The organism is Pectobacterium artocarpous (assembly GCF_046159765.1).
Lineage (GTDB): Bacteria > Pseudomonadota > Gammaproteobacteria > Enterobacterales > Enterobacteriaceae > Pectobacterium.
In genome coordinates this window covers 115,619-139,272 of record NZ_JBJXVK010000008.1, presented here as the reverse complement: position 1 = coordinate 139,272, position 23,654 = coordinate 115,619, and the positions used below count along the sequence as shown (strand labels likewise).

The window sequence follows — 23,654 nt, the reverse complement described above, 5'->3', positions numbered from 1 at the left end:
GATTCTCTTTATTTTTCGTGCTCTCCTTATCTCTTTTTCTCCTCTCGTCATTCCCTTTTCCTACCTCACCTCTCGGGCATTTTTTCGCCTGAACATCCCGTTGCATCTCCCCATCTGCTGACGAAGAAAGGCAAATATGGTATAAGCAAGGCTTAATTTTTTATTTAAGGTAAACCGGTGAATATTCAGGCTCTTCTCTCCGAAAAAGTCAGCCAGGCGTTAACCGCCACGGGCGCGCCAGCAGACAGCGAAGCTCAGATTCGTCAGTCGGCAAAAGCACAGTTTGGTGATTATCAGGCCAATGGCGTCATGGCCGTGGCCAAAAAACTGGGCATGCCGCCGCGACAATTGGCCGAAAAAGTCGTCCAGCTTTTGGCGCTGGAGGGTATTGCGGAAAAAACAGAAATTGCAGGCCCGGGATTTATTAATATTTTTCTTGATAAGCAGTGGGTTATGCGCCAGGTTGAAAACGCCCTGAATGCACCAAAACTGGGTTTAACGCCAGTTGAACCACAAACGATCGTGATTGACTACTCTGCCCCCAACGTTGCGAAAGAAATGCACGTCGGCCACTTGCGCTCCACCATCATTGGTGACGCCGCAGCCCGTACGCTGGTGTTTCTGGGCCACAACGTTATTCGTGCCAACCACGTCGGTGACTGGGGTACGCAGTTTGGCATGCTGATTGCTTACCTTGAAAAAATGCAAAACGAAAACGCTAGCGAGATGGATCTGTCCGATCTTGAAGCATTCTATCGTGAAGCAAAGAAACACTACGACGACGATGCCGATTTCGCTGAACGCGCACGCGGCTACGTGGTGAAATTGCAGGGTGGCGATGAATATTGCCGCCAGATGTGGCGCAAGCTCGTCGACATCACCATGACGCAGAACCAGATAAACTATGAACGCCTCAATGTCACCCTGACCAAGCAGGACGTGATGGGGGAAAGCCTGTATAACAGCATGCTGCCGGCTATCGTTGCCGATCTGAAGGCAAAAGGTCTGGCAGTAGAAAGTGAAGGCGCAACGGTGGTTTTCCTTGATGAATATAAAAACAAGGAAGGTGAACCGATGGGCGTTATCATCCAGAAAAAGGATGGCGGATACCTCTACACCACCACAGATATCGCCTGCGCCAAATACCGTTATGAAACCCTGAACGCCGATCGCGTGCTTTACTACATTGACTCCCGCCAGCATCAGCATCTGATGCAGGCCTGGACCATCGTGCGTAAAGCGGGCTATGTGCCTGATTCCGTCAGTCTGGAACACCATATGTTCGGCATGATGCTGGGCAAAGACGGTAAGCCATTCAAAACGCGTGCAGGCGGGACGATTAAACTGTCCGAGCTATTAGATGAAGCCTACGATCGTGCCCTGAAGCTCATCGCAGAGAAAAATCCACAAATGGAAAGCGATGAGTTAACTGCGCTGGCGAAAGTGGTTTCCATTGGCGCGATCAAATACGCCGATCTGTCGAAGAGCCGCACCACGGATTATGTTTTCGATTGGGACAACATGCTGGCGTTTGAGGGCAACACAGCGCCTTACATGCAATACGCCTACACTCGCGTCGCATCTATTTTCAAACGTGCGGGAATACAGGAAGACAGCCTAACGCAGCCGATTACGCTGAGCGATGAGCGTGAATTTTCCCTTGCCACGCGTCTGCTGCAATTTGAAGAAACCATCACTACTGTCGCCCGTGAAGGCACGCCACATGTGATGTGTAACTACCTGTACGATCTGGCAGGTCTGTTCTCCGGTTTCTACGAGCACTGCCCGATTCTCAATGCCGACAGTGACGACGTCCGTCAGAGCCGTCTGAGACTGGCGCTGTTGACGGCGAAAACGCTAAAGCAAGGTCTGGATACGCTGGGTATTGAAACCGTCGAGAAGATGTAATTCTCCATCGACTGAAAACGTAGGCATTAAAAACACAAACGCCATTGGTGCTGCCACCAATGGCGTTTTACATTACAGGCAAAGACAGTCGCGCGGTGATAATGGATAGATCGTCAAGACGCGGTGAATACATCCCTGTACGCTCGGATTGCGCAGATATGAATCTCATCTCTGAGATTCACCCTTTCAGGCCGTCGAAAGCGACGTTCAAAAACGTTCCTGACGTTTTTGTCCCTAGCGCAAACACTTTACTCTTCTATCCAATTACCACCCTTGTATCCAATAACGTTGTTACACGCTACGTCGGGCGAAATCCCGAGGGCGGAATCCCAACAGCGCCAGCGTAGCAAAATAAGAACCGGCTCCCGCGACCACGACCAGCAGCAAACGCAAGATTCGCATCGTCATATTGCCGTCATCCCACGCGGGCATCCACCACAACATCCCCAGCAAAACCAGCGACATCACGATAACTGCCGCCAGCAAACGCACCAGAAAACGTATCCAACCCGGCTGTGGCTGAAAAATATCCTGCTTACGCAGTTGCCAGTACAGCAGCCCTGCATTCAGGCAGGATGCCAAACCGATGGACAAGGCCAGACCAGCATGTTGCAGCGGGCCGATAAAAATCAGGTTCATCACCTGCGTCAGAATCAACGTGACTATCGCGATTTTGACCGGCGTCTTAATATCCTGTCGGGAATAAAAACCGGGCACGAGCACCTTGACGACAATCAATCCCATCAGCCCAACCGAGTAGGCAATCAGCGCCCGCTGGGTCATCAACGCATCAAAGGCGCTAAATTTGCCGTACTGGAACAGCGACACGGTTAAAGGTTTAGCCAAAATACCTAATGCGACCGCACTCGGCAGCGCCAGCAGGAAACACAGACGAAGGCCCCAATCCATCAGATGGGAATATTCCTCTTGGTTTCCACTGGCAAAACTCTTCGCCAGCGACGGGAGTAAGATCGTTCCCAGCGCTACCCCCAGAACACCGGAAGGAAACTCCATCAGGCGATCGGCGTAATACATCCATGACACCGCGCCTTCACTGAGAAAGGACGCGAAAATGGTGTTGATGATCAGTGAAATCTGACTGACAGAGACACCCAGAACCGCAGGTCCCATCAGCTTCATCACGCGCCAGACGCTCGGTTCCCGCCATTTCAGACGTGGCAATACCAACATGCCAATCTTTTTCAGATGCGGTAGCTGGTAGCCAAGTTGCAATAAACCGCCAACCAACACCGCCCAGGCAAGCGCCATCACCGGCGGGTTAAAATACGGAGCGGCAAACAGCGAGAAGCCAATCATGCTGACGTTAAGCAGCGTTGGTGCAAATGCCGGCACCGAGAAACGGTTCCATGTGTTCAGCACCGAACCGACCATAGAGGTCAGCGAGATCAGCAGGATATAGGGAAACGTGACTCTTAACAGGTCCGAGGTCAGCGTAAAGCGCTCTGGTGTTGCGGCAAAACCGGGAGCGGTTACCATAATGACCCAAGGCGCAGCCACCATTCCGGCTACGGTAACCAACGCCAAAATCAGCGTCAACATACCGGAAACATAAGCAAGGAACGTTCGTGTGGCCTCGTCACCCTGCTGGCTTTTATATTCGGCAAGAATAGGCACAAAAGCCTGTGAAAATGCACCTTCCGCGAAAATCCGCCGGAGCAGGTTGGGCAGTTTAAATGCCACAAAGAAGGCATCCGTCGCCATACCCGCACCAAAAATACGCGCGACGATCGCATCGCGCACGAACCCTAAAATGCGCGATAGCATGGTCATGGAGCTGACGGCTGCCAATGATTTAAGTAAATTCATTCGATTATGTTCTGAACGGTTCAGGACCGATTGTTAACCCGTTGAGGTCATCCTGATTGCGAGGTGCGACTAGTCTACGCATTGCGCGGGTAATAGCTACCGTACATTGTCATAACTGCTGAACTTTTCAGCTTTTTCCCAGCAATTTTTCAATCATGCGCTGGGACAGTAACGCCTGGTTACCCGATGTTGCTGCTGGTTTCCGTTGTTCAATCGCCGCCATGAAATGCTGCACCGCACCAACAAAGCCACGTTGCTCCAGAGTGGTTTGCCAGGATGGTACGGCCGAATGGAACATCATGCCATCGTGCTCTTCACGCCATTCACGCATCTCATCCACCTGATATAATCCTCCTTTGGTGATCGCCTGAACCCATTCGCGCGGGCTACCCGCCTGTCGATGCATACTGGTTGTTATCCGGCAATTCCCGCTCTGGAAATAATGCTCAGCATAGAGCAGTTGACCATCTGCATTCGTATGCAGAACACCATCAATCAGTCGGGCATCACCGCCCACCAGCCATAGCGCGGTATCAACCACATGCAGATAATCATCCAACAGCGTAAAACGTACATCCTGAGGCCCTACGCTATCAATACGGTGTTTATCCATACGCAGGGATGCAGGGTGATCCAACCGTTGTTTCAGTTGTTGATAATACGGCGCAAACCGGCGATTAAAGCCAACCATGAGGATTTTTTGTCGTTGCTCCGCCAGTTCCACTAGCGCTTCTGCCTGTTCCAGCGTCTCTGCCAGCGGTTTGTCCACATAAACATCAACGCCAGCCTGGAGCAACTGACTCACGACGGCGAAATGGCTAGCGGTGCTACTGTGAACGAAAACCGCATCGCACTGTGCCGCCAGTTCATCCAGCGCGGAGAAACTCGCCATGCGATAATGCTGACAAATCCGCTGCGCCTTTTGCTGGTCGGGAGAAAAGGCGCCGACCAGTTCCCAGCGCTCGGCCTGACTAAGAATCGGCAAATACGCCTTCTGCGCGATAGATCCCAGCCCAACAACGCCGATACGAGGAAGCCGGGGCGACACCGTCTGGTTTACGACGTGTTCCTCCGGTGGAGACGAGGGCTTCATAGCTGGAGTTCTCCCTGATACCAATTCATTATGCTAATAGCACGGCAAGCTGACGTTTGAGTTCAGCCACCTCTTTTTCCAACGCCTCGACCCGCTCAACCAACGGATGCGGAACGTCGTTCACGCTTTCCACGTCAGGAAGCCCTACATCACTGTCTTCGCCGCTGAAAAGGTGTCGATAGCGACTTTCACGCTTACCCGCTTCCCGTGCTAGCCGGACGACAAACGGCCCATCGTCGCGCTGTTGCAGTTGCTCAAGAGTGGATTCAGCCTCGCTGACATCTGAAAATTCATACAGCCGGGTCGCGCGCGTACGCAGCTCGCCCGGCGTCTGTGGACCACGCAGGAGCAACGTCGTCACCAGTGCCACTTCCGCTGCTGACAGCTTCAGGTCGCCAAACTCAGAATTGCAAAAACGATGTTCATACTTCACGACACGATTGCCAAACCCGCTGAGCGTGCGCAGGAAATGCTTCTTCACGAGTAAATCCAGCGTTTGCTGCACCTCGCTTTCACTCAGTTCCATCACGGGGTCACGGTTGGTTTTCTGATTACAGGCCGTGGTGATGCCGTTTAACGACATCGGATATTGATCCGGCGTGGTGATCTGCTTTTCTAACATGCAGCCAATCACGCGGGCTTCTCGAGCATCCAATTGGTATTTCATCATTTTTCCTTAACGCGGGGACTTCCACTCGGTGTTGGTTAGCGCGGTTAATACATGGTCCTGCCATTTGCCGTCAATGAGCAGATAATCCTTCGCATAGCCTTCACGTTCAAACCCCAAACGCGTGAGTAAATTCCCGCTACGCTGGTTATGCGGCATATAATTCGCCATGATGCGGTGCATATGTTGCTGACGCTGCATATAACGTATTGCCGGTTGCAGCGCTTCGTACATCAGCCCCTGCCTCTGCCATTTTTGGCCGAGAGAATAGCCCAGATAGCAGGCGTGAAACGATCCCCGCAAGACGTTGCTGAAATTCGCCACGCCGTACACTTCGTTTTCATTCGGATCCAACAGGAGGAAATAATAGGCGCTGCCCTGCTTATGCATATCGTTAATCACGCTCAGCCGCGCCTGCCAGCCTGATGGATAGCAATGGCTGGCGTCTCTCACGGGTTCCCACGGCTTAAGGAAATCACGGTTTTCAGAATAGTATTCAGCCAGACGCCATGCATCACGTTCATGGGCCAGACGCACCACCAGCCTGTCGGTTGTCAATTGCACTCTTGCTGGCATTGAACGATAGCCAAACATTTTTCCCCCTGCCTCTCCATGTTATCGATAAGTAAAATTCATCGCCGCTAAAAAAATAATTATTCTGCATAAGCAGAAAATATCGGTATTTCCGATAATCCTTACTATAACCACATAAATTCAGAGACGTAAAATCCTCGTCGCCGAGTTATTGCGCAGTTGAATCAGGAAAGCCATTTTTTCTCGCCGAAATGCTACTCGGATAACGTTAAATCGATAAAAAAATATTATCCAACAATAGGCTATACCAATGTCGAATTAGAGTACAAAATAGTCACGTCTGTTATTTTCCTCCTTTCTTCGTTGTGGTGAAACATGCCTCTGATGTCGCAAGCTCGGAGCTTGGGTAAATATTTTTTATTACTCGATAATATGCTGGTGGTTTTGGGATTCTTTGTTGTCTTTCCCCTTATTTCCATTCGTTTTGTCGACGATCTCGGCTGGGCGGCATTATTAGTCGGTATCGCGTTGGGATTGCGCCAGTTTATTCAGCAAGGGCTCGGTATTTTCGGCGGGGCCATTGCTGACCGCTTTGGCGCCAAGCCGATGATTATTACCGGGATGCTGTTACGCGCTTCCGGTTTTGTGTTCATGGCGATTGCCGACGAACCCTGGCTGCTCTGGCTGTCTTGTGCGCTATCCGGCCTCGGCGGCACGCTCTTCGATCCGCCGCGTACCGCACTGGTCATCAAACTGGTGCGTCCGCAGGAACGCGGCCGTTTCTACTCTCTGTTAATGATGCAGGACAGCGCTGGTGCCGTTATCGGCGCTCTTATCGGCAGTTGGTTGCTCCAGTACGATTTTGAGATTGTCTGCTGGGCGGGTTCGATCATCTTCGTGCTCGCGGCTGTGCTCAATGCCTGGCTGCTGCCAGCCTACCGTATTTCGACGGTCAAAACGCCGATACTGGAAGGCCTGACGCGTGTTATCCGCGACCGTCGTTTCCTGATGTATGTGTTAACCCTGACGGGCTATTACATGTTAGCCGTACAGGTTCTGTTGATGTTGCCCATTATGGTCAATGAAATCGCTGGGACGCCGTCCGCGGTGAAGTGGATGTACGCGATTGAAGCAACGCTGTCGCTGACGCTGCTGTACCCTATCGCTCGCTGGAGCGAGAAGCGTTTTCGGCTGGAACAACGCCTGATGGCGGGGCTTTTCATCATGTCCGTCAGCATGTTCCCCATCGGGATGACAACGGAGCTGCAAACCCTGCTGCTGCTGATCAGCCTGTTTTACATTGGTTCGATTATCGCCGAACCTGCGCGTGAAACATTGAGCGCCTCGCTGGCGGATGCCAGAGCCAGAGGCAGCTATATGGGGTTCAGTCGCCTTGGGCTGGCGCTCGGCGGTGCGATTGGCTACAGCGGCGGCGGTTGGTTGTTCGATACCGGACATGCGTTGAACCAGCCGGAACTGCCGTGGTTCATGCTCGGCACCATCGGCTTCCTGACGTTAGCCGCGCTGTATTGGCAGTTCAATCAACGCCGCATCGAACCTGCGATGCTCGGCGGTCATTAGTCTGAATTTTACCGACGGGTTTGATCTCGTCGGTAAAGCCCTCCTATACTTTCCTAATACATTCAAACAATTGTTTCATCGCGAGCCTTCTCGTACTCTCGGTTTACCTTGTTTGATGATAGGTTACACATGTAGCCGCACCACGGACTTTGTCTAAAACCTGTGATTTAGGAGACAACGTATGAAGCTATACATTTACGATCACTGTCCCTACTGCGTTAAAGCACGCATGATCTTCGGCCTGAAGAATCTCCCTGTCGAACTGCAAATACTGGCAAATGACGACGCTGCAACGCCAGAGCGACTAATCGGCCAGAAAATGGTGCCCATTCTGCAAAAAGACGATGGCAGCCACATGCCTGAAAGCATGGACATTGTTCATTTCATCGATAATTATGACCGCAAGCTGCTGCTAACTGGCTCCACCAATCCCGCCATCGCCGCCTGGCTGCGTAAAGTCACAGAGTATACGCCGCGCCTGATTATTCCCCGCTTTGCTCAGGCGGCCTTTGAAGAATTTGCCTCCGCTTCTGCCCGGCAATACTTTATTAATAAGAAGGAAGCCCAGCTAGGCAATTTTACTGACCATCTGAGCCATTCTCAGGGGCTGATTAAAAAGTTGAACAAGGATTTACAGGATCTGGATCCGCTGATTGTCCAGCCCAATGCCTGTAACGGCGAGCTATCGACGGATGATATCGACCTCTTCCCGCTGCTCCGCTCGCTGTCTATCGTGGCAGGAGTCACGCCTCCTTCACGCGTTGCAGACTATCGGGATAACATGGCGAAACAGACTCAGGTAACGCTGCTCAGCAGCCTAGCAATCTAGCCCTTCGATTTTACTCCGCCGCTTCGTCCTGAAGCGGCGTTTCTCTGCTGTTTCAGTGCTATCCTATTGTTTACCCTGTGCATCAGGCGCACGCTGCCGATGCATAATCGTGTTGATTGCTAGCACCAATAGATTGCCCGTATGAACACACGCGACCTATGAATTCATGCGCGCGTCAATAGTATTAAGAGGCCAGAATAATGAAAAAATCAGGATGGATGGCAGCGGCCGCAGTGCTGCTGGCTTTTACACTCAGCGGCTGTAATAAACTCACGCAATACACGCTCAGTGAACAGGAAGTGAATGAGTACCTGCAAAAGCACAATGATTACCAGAAACAGCTGGGCGTGCCTGGCGTGGTGGATGCGCATATCGTTTTAACTGAGCTCTCCAGCCAGATTGGTCGCGCAGAACCAGGGAAAGTCACACTAGCGGGCAATGCAAAGGTCGATATTTCATCCCTGTTGGGCAATCAGGCTGCCGATATGACGCTGACGCTGAAAGCACAGCCGGTGTTTGATAAAACGCAGGGCGCAATTTACCTGAAAGACATGGAGCTGGTTGATTACACGGTACAGCCGGAAAAAATGCAGACGATAATGAAAACGCTAAGCCCTTACCTCAATCAATCACTGAAAAGCTATTTTGACCAAAAACCGGCTTACGTGTTGAATGCGGATAAGAGCACGACGGAATCGCTGGCGAAGAAGATGGCGAAAGGCATCGAAATCAAACCGGGCCAGATCGTTATCCTGTTTACTGACTAATGCCTATCGCCGATAGCACACATCGTGTCTGCTATCGGCGTACTAAGCTTCATACTGCGAGGTTTCATGCCAGCGTATTATTCTGCTGCTTCCGACTCGCCGTCTTCTTCATCGCTTTCACCCAATTCATCTCGCATGGCCTCCAGCGCTTCACGGCACACAATTGCCAGCGTACGATAAAATGCGGTGGTGGCGTGGCTTTCCACTTTCCCGAGAAAACGATCGCTCCACGGCAAGAGATATTCATCAAACAGCGTAATCTGCGCCGTCGTTTCGTCTTCTTGTGCCTGATCTTCCAGCCATGATGCCGCAAGCAGCAAGCTACCGAAATGACCAACCGCGCCGTCATTCAACGGCATACCGCGCTGTTGTAGAAAAGTACGAATTTCCGCATCATCCGCATCGCTTTCATAGGAGGAACGCAGTGGCGACACCGAGCCGTTCTCACTATCAAACAGCGCCTGATAATCCGCCGCCATTGCGGGTAAATCCAATCCCTTTTGCAAACGGGCCAACAAGGCATCCTGCTCCAGCGGCCAGTGCTGCGCCAATTTCCCCTCTTTAATCAGCGTGAACAGCGGCGTCAGCAAAGGATCTTGTGGCTGGCGATAAAACAGCGTGCCCAATAGGCGGCACACAATAGAAAACTCGTTCATTGATAATCCTATTTATTTTTAAGTGGCACTGCCTTTTAAGTGACGATGCCTTTAAGTGACATTGTTTTTAAGTGACAACGTCACAAATCAGCAAGCTCAGCGATAGCAGGCATTCCCCGCTGTTCTAGGAAATCCAACACGCGCCGAGGACTTACATTCAATATCCGATCCTGCGGGAAATTCACTTCCTGCAAAATACGTTCGCAGTGGGTAAAGTCTCCCAGAGAAAACGCAATATGGGAATCAGAACCTAAAGAAAGTAACCCACCAGCATCACGAACGGCTTCCGCAATCGCCCGACAGTTTGGTTCACTGCCTTTGCGCGAATGCATAAAAGAGGAGTTATTCAGTTCCAGCGCCACATTGTATTTCGCCGCCGCTTCCGCAATCGCGCGGATATCGACAGGAAATTTCGGGTTGCCTGGATGGCTAATGATATGCGCGTCGCCGCGTGCCATGGTCGCGATCATCGCCGTAGTGTGCATGTCTTTATTTTGTGGTGGAAAAACCGGCTCATGAAAGCCCGCGATAATCACATCCACCTGATCCAACATAGGCCCGGTACAGTCGATATCGCCTTCAATATTTTTAATATTCGCTTCGATACCACGTAGGATACCGACACCATCAACCAAACGCGGCCAAACGCGCATATTCATGAAGTGCCAGTAATGCGGCGCATCCGCCATATCCGGGCCATGATCAGTAATGGCAAACAAGCGGATATTCTTTTGCTGTGCTTCAGTGATGTAATCATGCAAGGTGCTGTAAGCGTGCGTGCTGGCAACGGTGTGCATATGTAAATCGACGGGATACATAGGTTCTCCTGAGTCAACGTTTGCAAATTAGCATACCATTTTCGTGGGTATTCCACAGCCAGTGAGCGAAATTACAACTCATGATTAACACAAATGAAACATCCATTTTTTACGTAACAACGGGGAATGAATGAAGGCGAGCGTAAAAACGGTGAGCAAAGCAACAAATTGCCTTAACTTTAGCTGATTGCGCGTATTGAAGGCAGAAGTTTGTTGACGCTGTTCGGCAATTTACCTACATTAGGCGCCGTCCGCTGGTGTGCAACACGGCGAGACCCCGGTGAGGTGTCCGAGAGGCTGAAGGAGCACGCCTGGAAAGTGTGTATACGTGAAAACGTATCAAGGGTTCGAATCCCTTCCTCACCGCCATATAAAAGAAAACGCCCCTGACTTACGTCAGGGGCGTTTTCTTTTATGATGCTGGAACGGATAAGAGGCCTTGACAAGGTTCAGCCGGATACCTGAAACCCGCCAGTTTATGACAACTATCTTGCCTCCCAGTGCCAGATAGCTACCTGCGAATTCATCAACACGGAACTGTTCAACGGTGCGAGACAGTTCCTGTGCTTGCTCATTCAGCGATCTCGTGGCGGCCAGCGCTTCTTCAACCAGTGCCGCATTCTGCTCAGTGCTTTGATCCATCTGCGATATCGCGAGATTGCCTGCTCAATCCCGGAACGCTATTCAGCGCTTGCCACACTGATTTCACCCATCATGGACGTCACGCGATGCACGCTTTCAACAACCTCATTCATCATATCACCGATTTGCTTCACGAAATCCGTGCCCTCGCCCACCTTGGCAATAGAGTCATCAATCAGGCCTTTAATTTCCCGAGCGGCAGATGCCGAACGCTGTGCCAGCGTGCGGACATCGATCGCGACCACAGCCTTATTCACCGGTGCGTGCCGCTTCTACCGCCGCATTCAACGCGTTACGCCAGAATGTTTGCTGGATATCGTCAAAGACGAAAAATCGTGGTGAAAACGGTCGAAATCACAATTAATAGGTAAATAACGTTACAGAAATGACAACGCCCTAGATCGTTATCTGAGACCTTATCGGTTTGTCGATCGTGTGTATCTATCGCGTTCGTTGATGGCTCTACATCAATGAGCAGAGAAAAAGAATCAGGGTATTTGCCCCCTAAAAAACAAAAGCCTCCGCAAAAGCGGAGGCGTTCCCTCTAATGACAAGGCGCGCTAAGCGGTAACAGCCCTGTCTTCCATGGCTTTTCGCCAGCCTCCCAACCAGTAGGACCGGGCATTAATAGATTGATAAGGACAAAGTTCCTTTGGTCTACCGACAATACCAGCTTGATAACCACGTGAATGAGCCCGTTCCAGGCGATCGCGTTTCTGTCTCTTCATGCCTTATTTCCCTCATGATTTATCTGGTGGAAAAAAAACAATGATTACTTTATAAGCAACCACAGACTATCAATACCGATTCTCTCACCAAAGGTCAAGGCGCAAAATTCACGCCAGTGTCATATTTGTGATCCAAAATAGGAATTTTCCCTACTCAACAATGAAAAATCGTAACCCTTTGAAAAAAATAAAAAACCTCTAAAAACATAATGCAATCACAGCATTACATCTTTAGAGGCCTGATTTTCTAGAAACGCCGTTATTGCAAACCATGATCGGATCATACCGAGCATGGATGACACTTAGTTAAGCGTACCTGTCTGTTGGGCAATCGACTGAGAAACCTGCAGCCAACCTTGCGCCAGCGTTCTCACCAGCGCGTCATAACCGTCTTCTTTCTGTGGCAACACTAGGCTAAAGGGGCGTTTAAGCATTTTTCCCTGATAGGTCAGCATCCACTCACCACGCACGATCACATTGCCATCATAACGACCATGAAACCCCGTCACCTCAACGTTTAGCACCGCCTGATCGCTTCCCTGAGGCTGCGTGGTCACCACCCAACCGGGCAGCTTCTGCCCTAGGTTAGTCACCAACGCGTGCTGTAGTTGCTGATCCAATGGGCTGGCCCACAGATTGTTGCTGGCAATGACATACTGCACATCGTTAGTCTGGTAGACCAATCCTGTATTGACGAGATAGTCCGCCACACTAACATGTTCAACCCAAAGCGGATGCCCCTGGACCACGACACCCTGCGTCGCAGTGGTATCTGCTATTGTCGGTAGCTGATAATAGGTTTTCTGCGTATTGCTACTGCTGCACGCACTCAGTACCAGCACCAGAGCCAGTGTCCATGCTTTCATCATTATTTTGCCCTCTTCGGCTGAGGATCCTGACTACCCGAGGCCTCAAACACCAACGCGTTGCTTTTCTCGTTCAGGGTGCGCAGCACAGGCTGTAGCTCCCGCAATACCTGATCCAACCGCTGCATATCCGCCACCATCTTGTTATACGCCGGGGAACCAGGCTGGAAGCCTTTCATGCTGCGGTTCAGTTCAAGCAGCGTTTTTTGCATATCTTCCGGCAGATCCTGCATCGCTTTGCTGGACGTCAGCTTGTTAAGCGTCGCCAGCGTTTTTTGCATTTCACGTAGCGTTGCCTGACTTTCTGCCAGCGTCTTCGTGGCTTCATTAACCATCGGGGTCAGCGGCAGGTTATTGACCTTATCCAGCATCGCCATCAGCTTCTGCTGAATCTGCGACAGGCCGCCGTCAATCGTCGGCAGGACCGGGTAGCCATCTAAAACGAGCTGTTGTTTATCTATTTTCTCTTTTGGATAAAAGTCGAGATCGATATATAGCGCTCCCGTCAGGAGGTTAGCCGATTTCATCGAAGCGTGTAGCCCTAGCGATTGTGCCTGCTTCAGATGCTGTTCAAAGTCGAACGAACCGCCAATCTTCTTCTCAAAGCGATCGGGCTCAATACGAATCAGTACCGGAATGCGATAATCATCATCCAGTTCCTGCTTCATATTACGCGGGAAAAACGGCGCTTCAGCAACCGTGCCCAGACGAATACCGCGGAATTCAACCGGAGCCCCGGCCTGTAGACCACGGATCGACTCACTGAAGAACAGCAGATACTCTTTATATTCGGTGTATAGCGAGTCCTGAATGCTACGCTGGCTATCAAAGAGTCGATACTGCGCCATGGTCTGGGCCGCATCCCCCAATTCCCACCCCGACGGCACATCAAAGCTAACGCCCCCGCTGAACAGCGTGGTCAGCGAGCCCATTTCGACACGCATTCCCTGTGCCGACATATCAAACGCGACGCCGCTGTCTTTCCAGAAACGGACATTGGTCGTGACCAGACCGTCATACGGTGCAGAAATAAACAGCTGATAGCGCATCTTACGCGCTTTCGGATCGAACTCGCTGGTTTCCACCGATCCCACCCGATAGCCGCGGAACAGGACCGGATCGCCCGCATTCAATTGCCCGGATTGCTCACTGTCCAGTATCACCCTGATGCCTTTCGCATCCGGTGACGCCAGCGGCGGCGCATCCAACAGGGTAAATTCGCGTTTATTCTCCTTATTGGCACCGGGTTGTAGCTCGATGTAAGCGCCGGATAACAGCGTCCCCAGACCGGAAACCCCTTCCCGACCAATTTGCGGCTTCACTACCCAGAAAGCAGAGTCCTGCTTTAGCAGTTTCTCCATGCCGTCATGCAGACGCGCTTTGATCTCCACCCGATGAAGATCGTCACTGAGCACCACACTCTCTACCACCCCAACGTCAACGCTACGACTCTTGATGGCGGTTTTGCCCGCTTCAATGCCTTCGGCGTTGCTGGTAATCAACGTAATTTGCGGCCCCTGATGGCTGAAATGGTAAAACAGTATCCAGACACCGATCAGCACCGTGACAATCGGCACAATCCAGACCGGCGACCAGCGTTTAATCGTTTCTACATCCGCAACGGCATGATTATCTTTCGCCAACGGCAGGCTCCTTATGAAGAACATCATTGCGACGATCCCACAACAGGCGGGGATCAAACATCATCGCGGCAAACATGGTCAAAATGACCACGGCCGCGAACAGCACCGCGCCAACGGCGGGATAAATACTCATCAGTCGACCAATGCGCACCATCGCAGACAGGACGGCAATCACGAACACATCAATCATCGACCAGCGTCCGACAAACTCAACCATCTCATAGATGATATGCATCCGTTCGCTGTCCTCCGTGTTTTTGGTTTTGCCGTTGGCCTGCCAGCAAAGCCAGCCTAACGCCAGCATTTTTAGCGATGGCACCATAACGCTGGCGACAAAAATCACCATCGCAACGGGGTAAGATCCCATTCCCCACAGCAGGATGACACCCGACATGATCGTCGATCCCATACGATCGCCGAAAGCTTCGGTCACCATGATCGGCATCAGATTAGAAGGGATATATAGCATCACAGAAGTAATGAGCAAAGCCAGCGTCCATTGCAGGCTGTGTTTCTTTCGCGCATGTCCACGTGAGTGACAGCGCGGACAGATTAACTGGTTAGCAGGCAGAATCGCGGTGCAACATGAGCACGAACGCAGTCCTTGTGATAACCCGCCTTCCCCCAAAACCGGAGGAGCAGGCAATGCCGGGGGCGGAACGATGTCATTCCATAGCCAGCAGCGATCGAGGCTTTGGAAAGCCAGCAGTTGCAAGACACAAAACAGGACAAAAGGCATAAAGCTGGTGCCGATACCGATATCGCCATAGGCCATCAGTTTGACAAAGCTAACCAGCACGCCAGCCAGAAAAATTTCCGCCATTCCCCAGCTTTTAAGGTGGAACAGCATCTTGCCCATGCTTTTTTTCAACGCCAGCGGTAGCGAGACATGCAGGCAAAGCAGAATGAGGGTCACCATACTTAAGGCCGGAACCAGTTGCACAAAAAGCATAAATAGCGTCGCGACGCTGGCATAGTTTTCCGCCATCATCACTTTAGGTATTTGTATCAGGGTAATTTCGCTGGTGATTCCCGCCACGCGCATAGAAACAAAGGGAAAGAGGTTTGCCAGTAATAGCATGAATAGCGCGCTCACCGCATAGCCAACCAGCCGTTTACGCGGTTCCGTCTGTCGGCTGGTTAATGCGGTTTTACAACGCGGACAGGTCGCCTTCTGGCCGTGCAAAAGCTCAGGTAGCTCCACCAGCAGGTCACACTGCGGACAAAGCATATAATCATGGTGATGATGTTCGTGTTCAGGACTGTGCCTATGAGCGGTCTCATGTTGAAGGCCGTGCCTGGGTTGAAGATTACAGCCATGCCGATCATGATGGGAACACACGCGTCCTCTCCTTCAATACTCGTCAGCTTCTGACTGAAAGCATCGCCATCAATGCCATAAGTCCACAGGTAAAGTACATTGTGCGATGATAATGGGTAGATCGTAAAGACGCTGTAAATACGTCCCTGTACGCTCGGATTGCGCAGATGTGAATATCATCTCTGAGATTCACCCTTTCAGGGCCGTCGCTAGCGACGTTCAAAAACGTTCCTGACGTTTTGTCCATCGCGCAAACGCTTTACTCTTCCATCCCATTATCACCGTTCTCGTTGGTAAATAAGCTTGCCAGGAATCTGAATGAATTAGCCGTTTTTCTGTGCTTCCAGCTCTTCCCAGCGTTCAAAGCTGTCTTCCAGTTCGCTTTCCGCCTTTGCCAACGCGGTCAGCACCTGTTGCGTCTCTTCATGCGGACGGCTAAAGAAACCCGCATCATTCATCTGCGCCTGTAGCGACACAATATCCTGCTCAAGCTGCTCAAGGCGCTGCGGCAACTGCTCTAATTCGCGCTGCTGGTTATAACTTAATTTTCCCGTACTTCGTTTAGCGGACGGTGCGGTACTCGGTGCCGTCGCGGACGCAGTTGCCGTTGGGACCGCCGTTGTTCGCAGTGGCGTTGTCGTTGCCCGCTGCATTTGCGCATCGTAATAACCACCGACGAAGCGGGAAATCTTGCCTTCTCCTTCAAAAATCCAGCATTCAGTCACCGAATTATCGACGAACTGACGGTCGTGGCTAACCAGCAGAACGGTTCCCTGATAGCTTTCGATTAATTCTTCCAGCAGTTCCAGTGTTTCCACGTCCAGATCGTTGGTTGGTTCATCGAGAATTAACAGGTTGCTGGGCTTAAGGAACAAACGCGCCAGCAGCAGGCGGTTGCGTTCCCCACCCGACAGCGCTTTTACCGGCGTCATGGCGCGTTTGGGATGGAACAGAAAGTCCTGCAAATAGCCTAACACATGGCGTGAACGGCCATTGACCATCACTTCCTGCTTCCCTTCCGCCAGATTGTCCATCACCGTACGTTCTGGATCGAGTTCCGCACGGTGTTGATCGAAATAGGCCACTTCCAGTTTCGTACCACAGTGTACACGGCCACTGACCGATTTCAGATCACCCAGCATCAATTTTAGCAGCGTCGTTTTACCGCAGCCATTCGGCCCCACCAATGCAATTTTGTCTCCGCGTTGTACCTGAGCAGAAAAATTGCGCGTCAGAACTTTCTTTTCACCTGAGGAACCCTGATCAACATGATAGTTCACGTCTTCCAGTTCAAATACAATCTTGCCGGAGCGAGCAGCCTCTTCAACTTGCATTTTCGCCGAGCCCATCACCTCGCGACGCTGTGCTCGTTCCTGACGCATGGCCTTCAGCGCACGGACACGGCCTTCGTTACGGGTTCGACGCGCTTTGATGCCCTGACGGATCCACACCTCTTCCTGCGCCAGTTTGCGATCGAACTCCGCATTTTGCAGATCTTCCACCCGCAGCGCTTCTTCTTTTCCTTCCAGATATTTATCATAGTTACCCGGCCAGGAAACCAGCTTGCCGCGATCGAGATCGACAATGCGGGTCGCCATATTGCGAATAAACGAACGGTCATGGGAGATAAAGATAATGCTGCCCTGAAACGTTTTCAGGAAGGTTTCCAACCAATCAATCGTTTCAATATCCAGATGGTTAGTAGGTTCATCTAACAGCAGTACACGCGGCGAACTCACCAGCGCTCTGCCAAGTGCGGCTTTACGCAGCCAGCCGCCGGAAAGTGACGCCAACGGCGCATCAGCGGACAGACCAAGCTGTTCCAGCACTTCGTGAATTCGGCTTTCCAGTTGCCACAGGCCCTGATGCTCCAGAACGTCCTGCAACTTCGCCAACTGATTCAGATTTTTTTCGCTCGGATCACTTTCTACCAAACGCAGCATGGCGTGATAATTTTTCAGGTAATCCGCCTGTGCCGCGACACCTTCGGCGACAAAATCAAAGACGCTGCCCGCGACATTGCGCGGAGGATCCTGCTGCAAGCGCGCGACAATCAGATCCTGTTCATAAGTGACACGACCGTCATCGAGCGGAATCTCTTTGGCCAAAATTTTCAGCAGGGTCGATTTACCCGCGCCGTTGCGTCCTACCAGACAAACGCGTTCATTCTCTTCGATATGGAGTTCGGTGTTATCCAACAGCGGTGCATCGCTGAACGACAGCCACGCACCTGAAACACTGATTAAAGACATCGGTTACTTTTCCTCACCGGCATGCGTCAGCAGCCAGCAGTTATGAATCTGACGATTACGCGCAAAATCCTGCGATTGAGTCTGTGCGGTAATTTCTTTCGCGTTCAGCCCCAGCGCGGCCAGACCCGCGCTATCCATCTGGAAGCCGCGCTTGTTATTCGAGAACATGATAGTGCCGCCACGACGCAGCAGACGTTTGAGATCCTTCATCAGCACCAGATGATCGCGTTGGACATCAAACGATTCTTCCATGCGTTTTGAGTTAGAGAAGGTCGGCGGGTCGATGAAGATCACATCGAACTGTTCATTCGCATTATGCATCCATGACAGGCAATCCGCCTGAATCAGGCGATGCTGACGTCCGGTCAGACCATTCACTCGCAGGTTTTTCTCCGCCCATTCCAGATAGGTACGTGACATATCGACGGTGGTCGTTGAACGTGCGCAGCCTAATCCGGCGTGTACACTCGCCGTGCCGGTGTAGGAAAACAGATTGAGAAAATCTTTGCCGCGGCTCATCTCACCCAGCATTTTGCGCGCGATACGGTGATCGAGGAACAAACCGGTATCAAGGTAGTCGGTCAGGTTGACCCACAGCTTGGCGCCAAACTCTTCCATCAGGAGGAAGTCGCCTTTCTGCGCCAGCTTTTCATACTGGTTTTTGCCTTTCTGACGTTCACGCGTTTTCAGCACCAGACGGTTCGACGGCAATTCCAGCACGCTCAGCGTCGCGTTAATGACATCAAACAGGCGCTGACGGGCTTTTTGCGCATCAACGGTTTTCGGTGGCGCATACTCTTGTACAACGACCCAACTGCCGTAGCGGTCGACCGCTACATTATATTCAGGCAGATCGGCATCATAGAGACGATAGCATTCAATGCCCTGCTGCTTCGCCCATTTCTCCAGCTTGCGCAGGTTCTTACGCAGGCGGTTGGCAAAATCTTCCGCGATTTGCCCTACGGATTCACTTTGCGTTTCTGCCAGTTGATAATTTTTCTGTATGCAGTCCAACGGGCCATTTTTCGCCTTGAATTGGCGTTCAGCACGCAGTTGCAGACAGCTCAGCAGCTCCGGCGACGCACTGAACAGCGAGAGTTGCCAGCCGCCAAAATCGCTTTTCATCTTACGGCCCAGCATATTATGTAGGGCAATCAGCGCGGGTTCACTTTCCAGGCGCTCACCGTAAGGCGGGTTGCTGATGACCGTACCTTTCGGACCGTCCGGAAACGGGTTCTGGAGTTGTGCCGCATCTTTTACACCGAAAGAAATCAGTTCAGCCACGCCTGCACGACGTGCATTGGCCTTGGCGATGTCAATCACCCGACGGTCATTATCCGATCCGAAGAAACGTGAGGTCGTCGTCTGTAAACCTTGTCGGGCGCGCTGCTGTGCTTCCGCGATTACCTCGCGCCACAGTTCGGCGTCGTGTTTTAACCAGGCGTTAAATCCCCAGTGCGTACGGTGTAAACCGGGTGCGCGATCGGCGGCCATCATCGCCGCTTCGATCAGCAACGTCCCGGAACCACACATTGGATCGACCAGCGGCGTGCCGTTTTGCCAACCAGAACGTAATACAATCGCCGCCGCCAGATTTTCTTTCAGCGGTGCCAGCCCCGCCAGATCGCGGTAACCACGTTGATGCAACCCTTCGCCGCTTAAATCCAGCGAGACACTCGCCGTATCACGCTGCAAAAAGACGTTAATACGAATATCCGGCTGCTGCTTTGCCACATCGGGTCGCTGCCCGGTTTTGCGAGTAAAGCTATCCACAATCGCATCTTTGACTTTTAACGCGCCGTACTGGCTGTTGCGGATATCTTCATTGGTGCCGGTAAAATGGACGGCAAAGGTTTTACCGATGTTGAAGAGCGTTGACCAGTCAATCGCCTGCACGCCCAGATACAAATCCAGATCGCTGTGCACTTTGAATTCATTCAACGGTAGCAGAATGCGCGACGCCAGACGGCTCCACAGTAGGCTCTGGTACATCAGGCGGTTATCACCCTCAAAATGGACACCCCCCTGCACCACTGTACAGGACTGCGCACCCAATGATTCGAGTTCGCTTTTTAATAACTCTTCCAGTCCCCGCGCCGTGCTGGCAAACAAAGCATTCATGTCGTCACTATCACCAAAATATGTAAAAACGAACTATACCCTAAATAATTCACGTTGCGTGAAGGCGACAACCGCATGAATCCCCAGGAGCTTACATAAGTAAGTGACTGGGGTGAGTAAGGGCGGTCAACGCACAAGCAGCTTGAAGTATGACGGGTATAGAAAAAGAAATTGAGGCGCATTATAGCTAATCCGAGACGCTTGTCATAAAGTTGCCGTTTTACTTTGGCGAGGAACAGGTCAGTGATTGGCGTAACGCGGCTTTATATTCATCCGGTAAAATCAATGCGAGGGCTACAACTGTCTCACGCGATGGCATCTGTCAGCGGTTTGGCGAACGATCGTGCCTTCATGGTTACCGAACTTGATGGAACCTTTATTACCGCGCGCCAGTACCCACAAATGGTGTTGTTTACGCCTGCGATGCTGCCGGACGGGCTGTTTATTGCCGCGCCGGATGGCCAAACCGCCACCATACGTTTTGCCGACTTCACCACAGCACCGCAGCCGACAGAGGTTTGGGGAACGCACTTTACAGCGTTCGTCGCGCCCGATGTCATTAATACCTGGTTAAGCCACTATTTTCAGCGCGCCGTCCAACTGCGCTGGGTGGGCAATGAACCGTCGCGAAGGGTTAAGCATTATCCAGAAGTGCCTTTGTCATTTGCCGACGGCTATCCGTTTCTGCTAATTAATGACGCCTCATTTCAGGCGTTACGCCGGCGTTGCCCTGCTGGCATTAAAATCGAGCAATTTCGTCCCAATCTGGTGGTGACAGGCGCGGAAGCCTTTGCCGAAGATAGCTGGAAGACCATTCGTATTGGCGAGGTTATTTTTGACGTCGTCAAACCCTGTAGCCGCTGTATTTTCACCACCGTCAGCATCGAACGCGGCCGTAAACATCCGTCAGCAGAACCGCTGGCCACGCTGCAATCGTTCCGTACTGCCGAAAACGGCGACGTTGATTTTGGACAAAATCTGGTCGCCAGAAATACAGGTATCATTCGCGTAGGCGACACGCTGGAAATCTTAGCCACCAAACCGCCACGTCCTTACGGTTCCGGTCAGGTGGTCGAAAGCCTTGCGGTTCCCGAAAAAAGCGAACAGGTCGTCACCCTTCACTATCAGGGAAAAACGTTACAAGGGAACAATCAGCAGATTTTACTGGAGCAGTTGGAGCAACAGGGCATTCGAATCCCCTACTCTTGTCGGGCAGGACTGTGCGGTTGCTGTAAATTGACGTTAGTCAGCGGAGAGGTTTCCGCACTGAAGCAAAGCGCTATCAAAGGAAACGGCGAAATTCTTAGCTGTAGCTGTATTCCGCAGAGTGACCTTCATTTGCAATAGAAAAGCATCTGTACTGCAATAACCAAAGAAAAGCCAACGCACGTGCAGCTTGAAGTATGACGGGGATATGACGGGGTTTAGACGACCTTGGCATACTCAAATGCCGACGTCCCTTCACCCAATGTGGTTTCCCACTCAGCGCTATTCTGCACAGCGGCAGGCATTAACCTGTCGTGCATGATTTTTATGGCATCACCCAGCCCCATGGTCTTTCCATTTAATGACAACTGCTCTTGCGCCAGTAGGCAGAGACAGGCTTTATCTCCTGCTTCCGCCACCAGAAAACAGGCCGTTTCATGGGTTTCAGTGAGCTGCACCTGCACAATATCCCCCGCCTGCGGCGAATGGGTTACGGCATCCGGCTGTTGGATGAAGTGCCAGCTTTTCGGCATTAACGGCTTGAGGAATCGGGTCGCCACCAACGCGTTCAACACTAATTCGCCTTGGAGGTCACGGTGCAGCGCCGCTTTCTGGCATTTGTCGTTATAAGTAAAAAATAACGCGGCGTCGTCAACGCAGAAGGCACATTCATTGAAAGCATCCGGCGTTAACATTTTAGATGGAAAACGAGAACGGAATAACATGCCGTTAGCCAGATCCAACATCAGGCGATCGTGTTCGGTATCAAAATACCAGCGCCAGTTATCGTCAGGTTTTAACTTCATATTATTTACCCTTCGTCTTCACAGTAGAAATATCAGAAATGGCTGATTGTGTTTTCTTACACTTCATTAATCATTCATCATCATAAACGTTGCGGTAGAAAATCAAACATCGGTTGATAGATTATTTACGCAAACGAATAAAATATAGACTAGCTGGGGGGATAAATAAACCCCCAGTTTAAAATGAAAGGAATTTCGGATTAAATATGTGTAACGATATCTTTAATCAGACGAGGACCATGAAAAATAAAGCCCGAATATATCTGCACCAGCGACGCACCAGCCGTCATTTTTTCGCGGGCGGCGACCAAAGAATCAATTCCGCCAACGCCAATAATCGGTAAACGTCCCGCTAATTCCTGTGACAAACGGCGGATAATTTCCGTGCTGCTTGTCTGCAATGGACGCCCACTTAATCCCCCTGCCTGTCCGCAGTGATTTAATCCCTGAATCAGTTTTCTATCAAGCGTTGTATTCGTCGCAATCACACCGTCGATGTTATGACGAACCAGACTATCGGCAATTTGGATCAATTCTTCTTCGGAAAGATCCGGTGCGATCTTTACCGCCACAGGAACATACTTCTGATGTTTCTCTTTTAATTCCGACTGCTTGTTCTTTATCGCCAGCAAAAGATCGTCCAGAGCTTCACCATATTGCAGGCTTCGTAATCCCGGCGTATTGGGTGACGAAATATTGATCGCGATATAGCCAGCGTGGGCATAAACCTTATCCATGCAGATCAAATAATCGTCTTTACCTTGCTCAACTGGCGTATCTTTATTCTTGCCGATGTTGATCCCTAATACACCGCCAAAGCGCGTTTGCTTTACATTCTCAACCAGATAATCCACGCCTTTATTATTGAAACCCATCCGGTTGATCAACCCTTCCGCTTCCACTACGCGGAATAATCTTGGCTTATCATTACCGGATTGTGGGCGCGGCGTTACCGTCCCTACTTCAATAAAACCAAACCCCATTGCGCCTAATGCATCAATACATTCGCCGTCTTTATCTAATCCCGCCGCCAGACCGAGTGGGTTTTTAAAAGATAACCCCATACAGGTAACTGGTTTAGTCGGAACGGATTGACGGACGAGAAATTCAAAAGGCGTGTTGGTAATACGGCGTAATTGTTGGAAGGTCAGCTCATGCGCACGCTCTGGATCGAGCTGAAACAGGGCTTTTTTGATAACGGGATAGAACATATTGTCTCCTGAGATCCCTATCGCAAAGGTATCTTGCTTACGCTGAAAGTAAGCAATCGTGGATTACGGTTTAACTCACGGTCGGAGATGGTAGTGCCATCTTTGCGGAAAGTAAAACGTTTGCGGGACGTGGAAATCGTGATGCAGGAATAATCGCCACACGCGGCAGGATACCGCG

At 51.2% G+C, this 23,654-nt stretch carries 19 protein-coding genes, 1 tRNA gene and 1 pseudogene; 6 read left to right on the top strand and 15 right to left on the bottom strand.

Annotated features, from left to right (window positions below; translation table 11 throughout):
• Positions 1 to 177 precede the first annotated feature (177 nt).
• Positions 178 to 1,908 (top strand): arginine--tRNA ligase, encoded by a 1,731-nt coding sequence (gene argS / locus ACKQAD_RS07430; RefSeq protein ID WP_409159556.1) that lies wholly within the window; start codon positions 178 to 180, stop codon positions 1,906 to 1,908.
• Between the two features lie 291 nt (positions 1,909 to 2,199).
• Here argS and murJ read toward each other — a convergent pair whose 3' ends face one another.
• The 4 genes from murJ to rimJ all read right to left on the bottom strand — a co-directional run bounded on the left by murJ (position 2,200) and on the right by rimJ (position 6,089).
• Complete coding sequence (gene murJ / locus ACKQAD_RS07425) at positions 2,200 to 3,735, bottom strand: murein biosynthesis integral membrane protein MurJ (RefSeq protein ID WP_409159555.1); 1,536 nt, start codon at positions 3,733 to 3,735, stop codon at positions 2,200 to 2,202.
• A 127-nt stretch (positions 3,736 to 3,862) separates the two neighbouring features.
• A complete protein-coding gene (locus ACKQAD_RS07420) occupies positions 3,863 to 4,828 on the bottom strand; it encodes a Gfo/Idh/MocA family protein (protein ID WP_409159554.1) in 966 nt (321 codons plus the stop codon).
• A 28-nt stretch (positions 4,829 to 4,856) separates the two neighbouring features.
• Entirely contained in the window at positions 4,857 to 5,495 is a 639-nt protein-coding gene (locus ACKQAD_RS07415) for a YceH family protein (RefSeq protein ID WP_409159584.1), read from the bottom strand.
• 9 nt (positions 5,496 to 5,504) lie between these two features.
• A complete protein-coding gene (gene rimJ, locus ACKQAD_RS07410) occupies positions 5,505 to 6,089 on the bottom strand; it encodes a ribosomal protein S5-alanine N-acetyltransferase (RefSeq protein WP_409159553.1) in 585 nt (194 codons plus the stop codon).
• 315 nt (positions 6,090 to 6,404) lie between these two features.
• Between rimJ and mdtH the strand changes: the two genes are divergently transcribed.
• The 3 genes from mdtH (at position 6,405) to ACKQAD_RS07395 (ending at position 9,206) form a co-directional block, all read left to right on the top strand.
• A complete protein-coding gene (gene mdtH / locus ACKQAD_RS07405; RefSeq protein WP_409159552.1) occupies positions 6,405 to 7,610 on the top strand; it encodes a multidrug efflux MFS transporter MdtH in 1,206 nt (401 codons plus the stop codon).
• Positions 7,611 to 7,791: 181 nt separating this feature from the next.
• A complete protein-coding gene (grxB, locus tag ACKQAD_RS07400; RefSeq protein WP_409159551.1) occupies positions 7,792 to 8,439 on the top strand; it encodes a glutaredoxin 2 in 648 nt (215 codons plus the stop codon).
• Positions 8,440 to 8,639: 200 nt separating this feature from the next.
• The gene (locus ACKQAD_RS07395) at positions 8,640 to 9,206 is read left to right on the top strand and encodes a lipoprotein (RefSeq protein ID WP_409159550.1); all 567 of its coding nucleotides are present in this window, start codon (positions 8,640 to 8,642) and stop codon (positions 9,204 to 9,206) included.
• Between the two features lie 77 nt (positions 9,207 to 9,283).
• Here ACKQAD_RS07395 and ACKQAD_RS07390 read toward each other — a convergent pair whose 3' ends face one another.
• On the bottom strand, positions 9,284 to 9,862 hold the full coding sequence (locus tag ACKQAD_RS07390) for a TorD/DmsD family molecular chaperone (RefSeq protein ID WP_409159549.1): 579 nt from the start codon (positions 9,860 to 9,862) through the stop codon (positions 9,284 to 9,286).
• Positions 9,863 to 9,942: 80 nt separating this feature from the next.
• A complete protein-coding gene (locus ACKQAD_RS07385; RefSeq protein ID WP_409159548.1) occupies positions 9,943 to 10,680 on the bottom strand; it encodes a phosphatase in 738 nt (245 codons plus the stop codon).
• A gap of 279 nt (positions 10,681 to 10,959) precedes the next feature.
• Between ACKQAD_RS07385 and ACKQAD_RS07380 the strand changes: the two genes are divergently transcribed.
• Positions 10,960 to 11,049: transfer RNA gene (locus ACKQAD_RS07380), tRNA-Ser, on the top strand.
• 27 nt (positions 11,050 to 11,076) lie between these two features.
• Here the strand turns inward: ACKQAD_RS07380 and ACKQAD_RS07375 are convergent.
• The 7 genes and pseudogenes from ACKQAD_RS07375 to rlmKL form a co-directional block, all read right to left on the bottom strand.
• Positions 11,077 to 11,613: pseudogene (locus tag ACKQAD_RS07375) on the bottom strand (methyl-accepting chemotaxis protein); the annotation flags it as partial.
• A gap of 269 nt (positions 11,614 to 11,882) precedes the next feature.
• Positions 11,883 to 12,050 (bottom strand): ribosome modulation factor, encoded by a 168-nt coding sequence (rmf, locus tag ACKQAD_RS07370; protein ID WP_409159547.1) that lies wholly within the window; start codon positions 12,048 to 12,050, stop codon positions 11,883 to 11,885.
• Between the two features lie 302 nt (positions 12,051 to 12,352).
• Positions 12,353 to 12,919: a membrane integrity-associated transporter subunit PqiC gene (pqiC, locus tag ACKQAD_RS07365; RefSeq protein WP_409159546.1), complete on the bottom strand. Its 567-nt coding sequence runs from the start codon at positions 12,917 to 12,919 to the stop codon at positions 12,353 to 12,355.
• Positions 12,919 to 14,586: an intermembrane transport protein PqiB gene (pqiB, locus tag ACKQAD_RS07360; RefSeq protein WP_409159545.1), complete on the bottom strand. Its 1,668-nt coding sequence runs from the start codon at positions 14,584 to 14,586 to the stop codon at positions 12,919 to 12,921. Before pqiB ends, pqiC begins: the two co-directional genes overlap by 1 nt.
• Entirely contained in the window at positions 14,546 to 15,901 is a 1,356-nt protein-coding gene (gene pqiA, locus ACKQAD_RS07355) for a membrane integrity-associated transporter subunit PqiA (RefSeq protein WP_409159544.1), read from the bottom strand. Before pqiA ends, pqiB begins: the two co-directional genes overlap by 41 nt.
• 302 nt (positions 15,902 to 16,203) lie before the next feature.
• Positions 16,204 to 18,132: an ABC transporter ATP-binding protein gene (locus tag ACKQAD_RS07350; protein WP_409159543.1), complete on the bottom strand. Its 1,929-nt coding sequence runs from the start codon at positions 18,130 to 18,132 to the stop codon at positions 16,204 to 16,206.
• A gap of 3 nt (positions 18,133 to 18,135) precedes the next feature.
• Positions 18,136 to 20,253 (bottom strand): bifunctional 23S rRNA (guanine(2069)-N(7))-methyltransferase RlmK/23S rRNA (guanine(2445)-N(2))-methyltransferase RlmL, encoded by a 2,118-nt coding sequence (gene rlmKL, locus ACKQAD_RS07345; protein WP_409159542.1) that lies wholly within the window; start codon positions 20,251 to 20,253, stop codon positions 18,136 to 18,138.
• A 243-nt stretch (positions 20,254 to 20,496) separates the two neighbouring features.
• On the opposite strand from rlmKL, the gene ACKQAD_RS07340 reads away from it, so the two are divergent.
• The gene (locus ACKQAD_RS07340; RefSeq protein WP_409159541.1) at positions 20,497 to 21,600 is read left to right on the top strand and encodes a YcbX family protein; all 1,104 of its coding nucleotides are present in this window, start codon (positions 20,497 to 20,499) and stop codon (positions 21,598 to 21,600) included.
• Between the two features lie 77 nt (positions 21,601 to 21,677).
• On the opposite strand, the gene ACKQAD_RS07335 is transcribed toward ACKQAD_RS07340, so the two are convergent.
• Complete coding sequence (locus tag ACKQAD_RS07335) at positions 21,678 to 22,265, bottom strand: cell division protein ZapC (protein WP_409159540.1); 588 nt, start codon at positions 22,263 to 22,265, stop codon at positions 21,678 to 21,680.
• A 200-nt stretch (positions 22,266 to 22,465) separates the two neighbouring features.
• Positions 22,466 to 23,476 carry a quinone-dependent dihydroorotate dehydrogenase gene (gene pyrD, locus ACKQAD_RS07330; protein ID WP_409159539.1) on the bottom strand — a complete coding sequence of 337 codons (1,011 nt, stop codon included), beginning with the start codon at positions 23,474 to 23,476 and terminating at the stop codon, positions 22,466 to 22,468.
• Between the last annotated feature and the right edge of the window lie 178 nt (positions 23,477 to 23,654).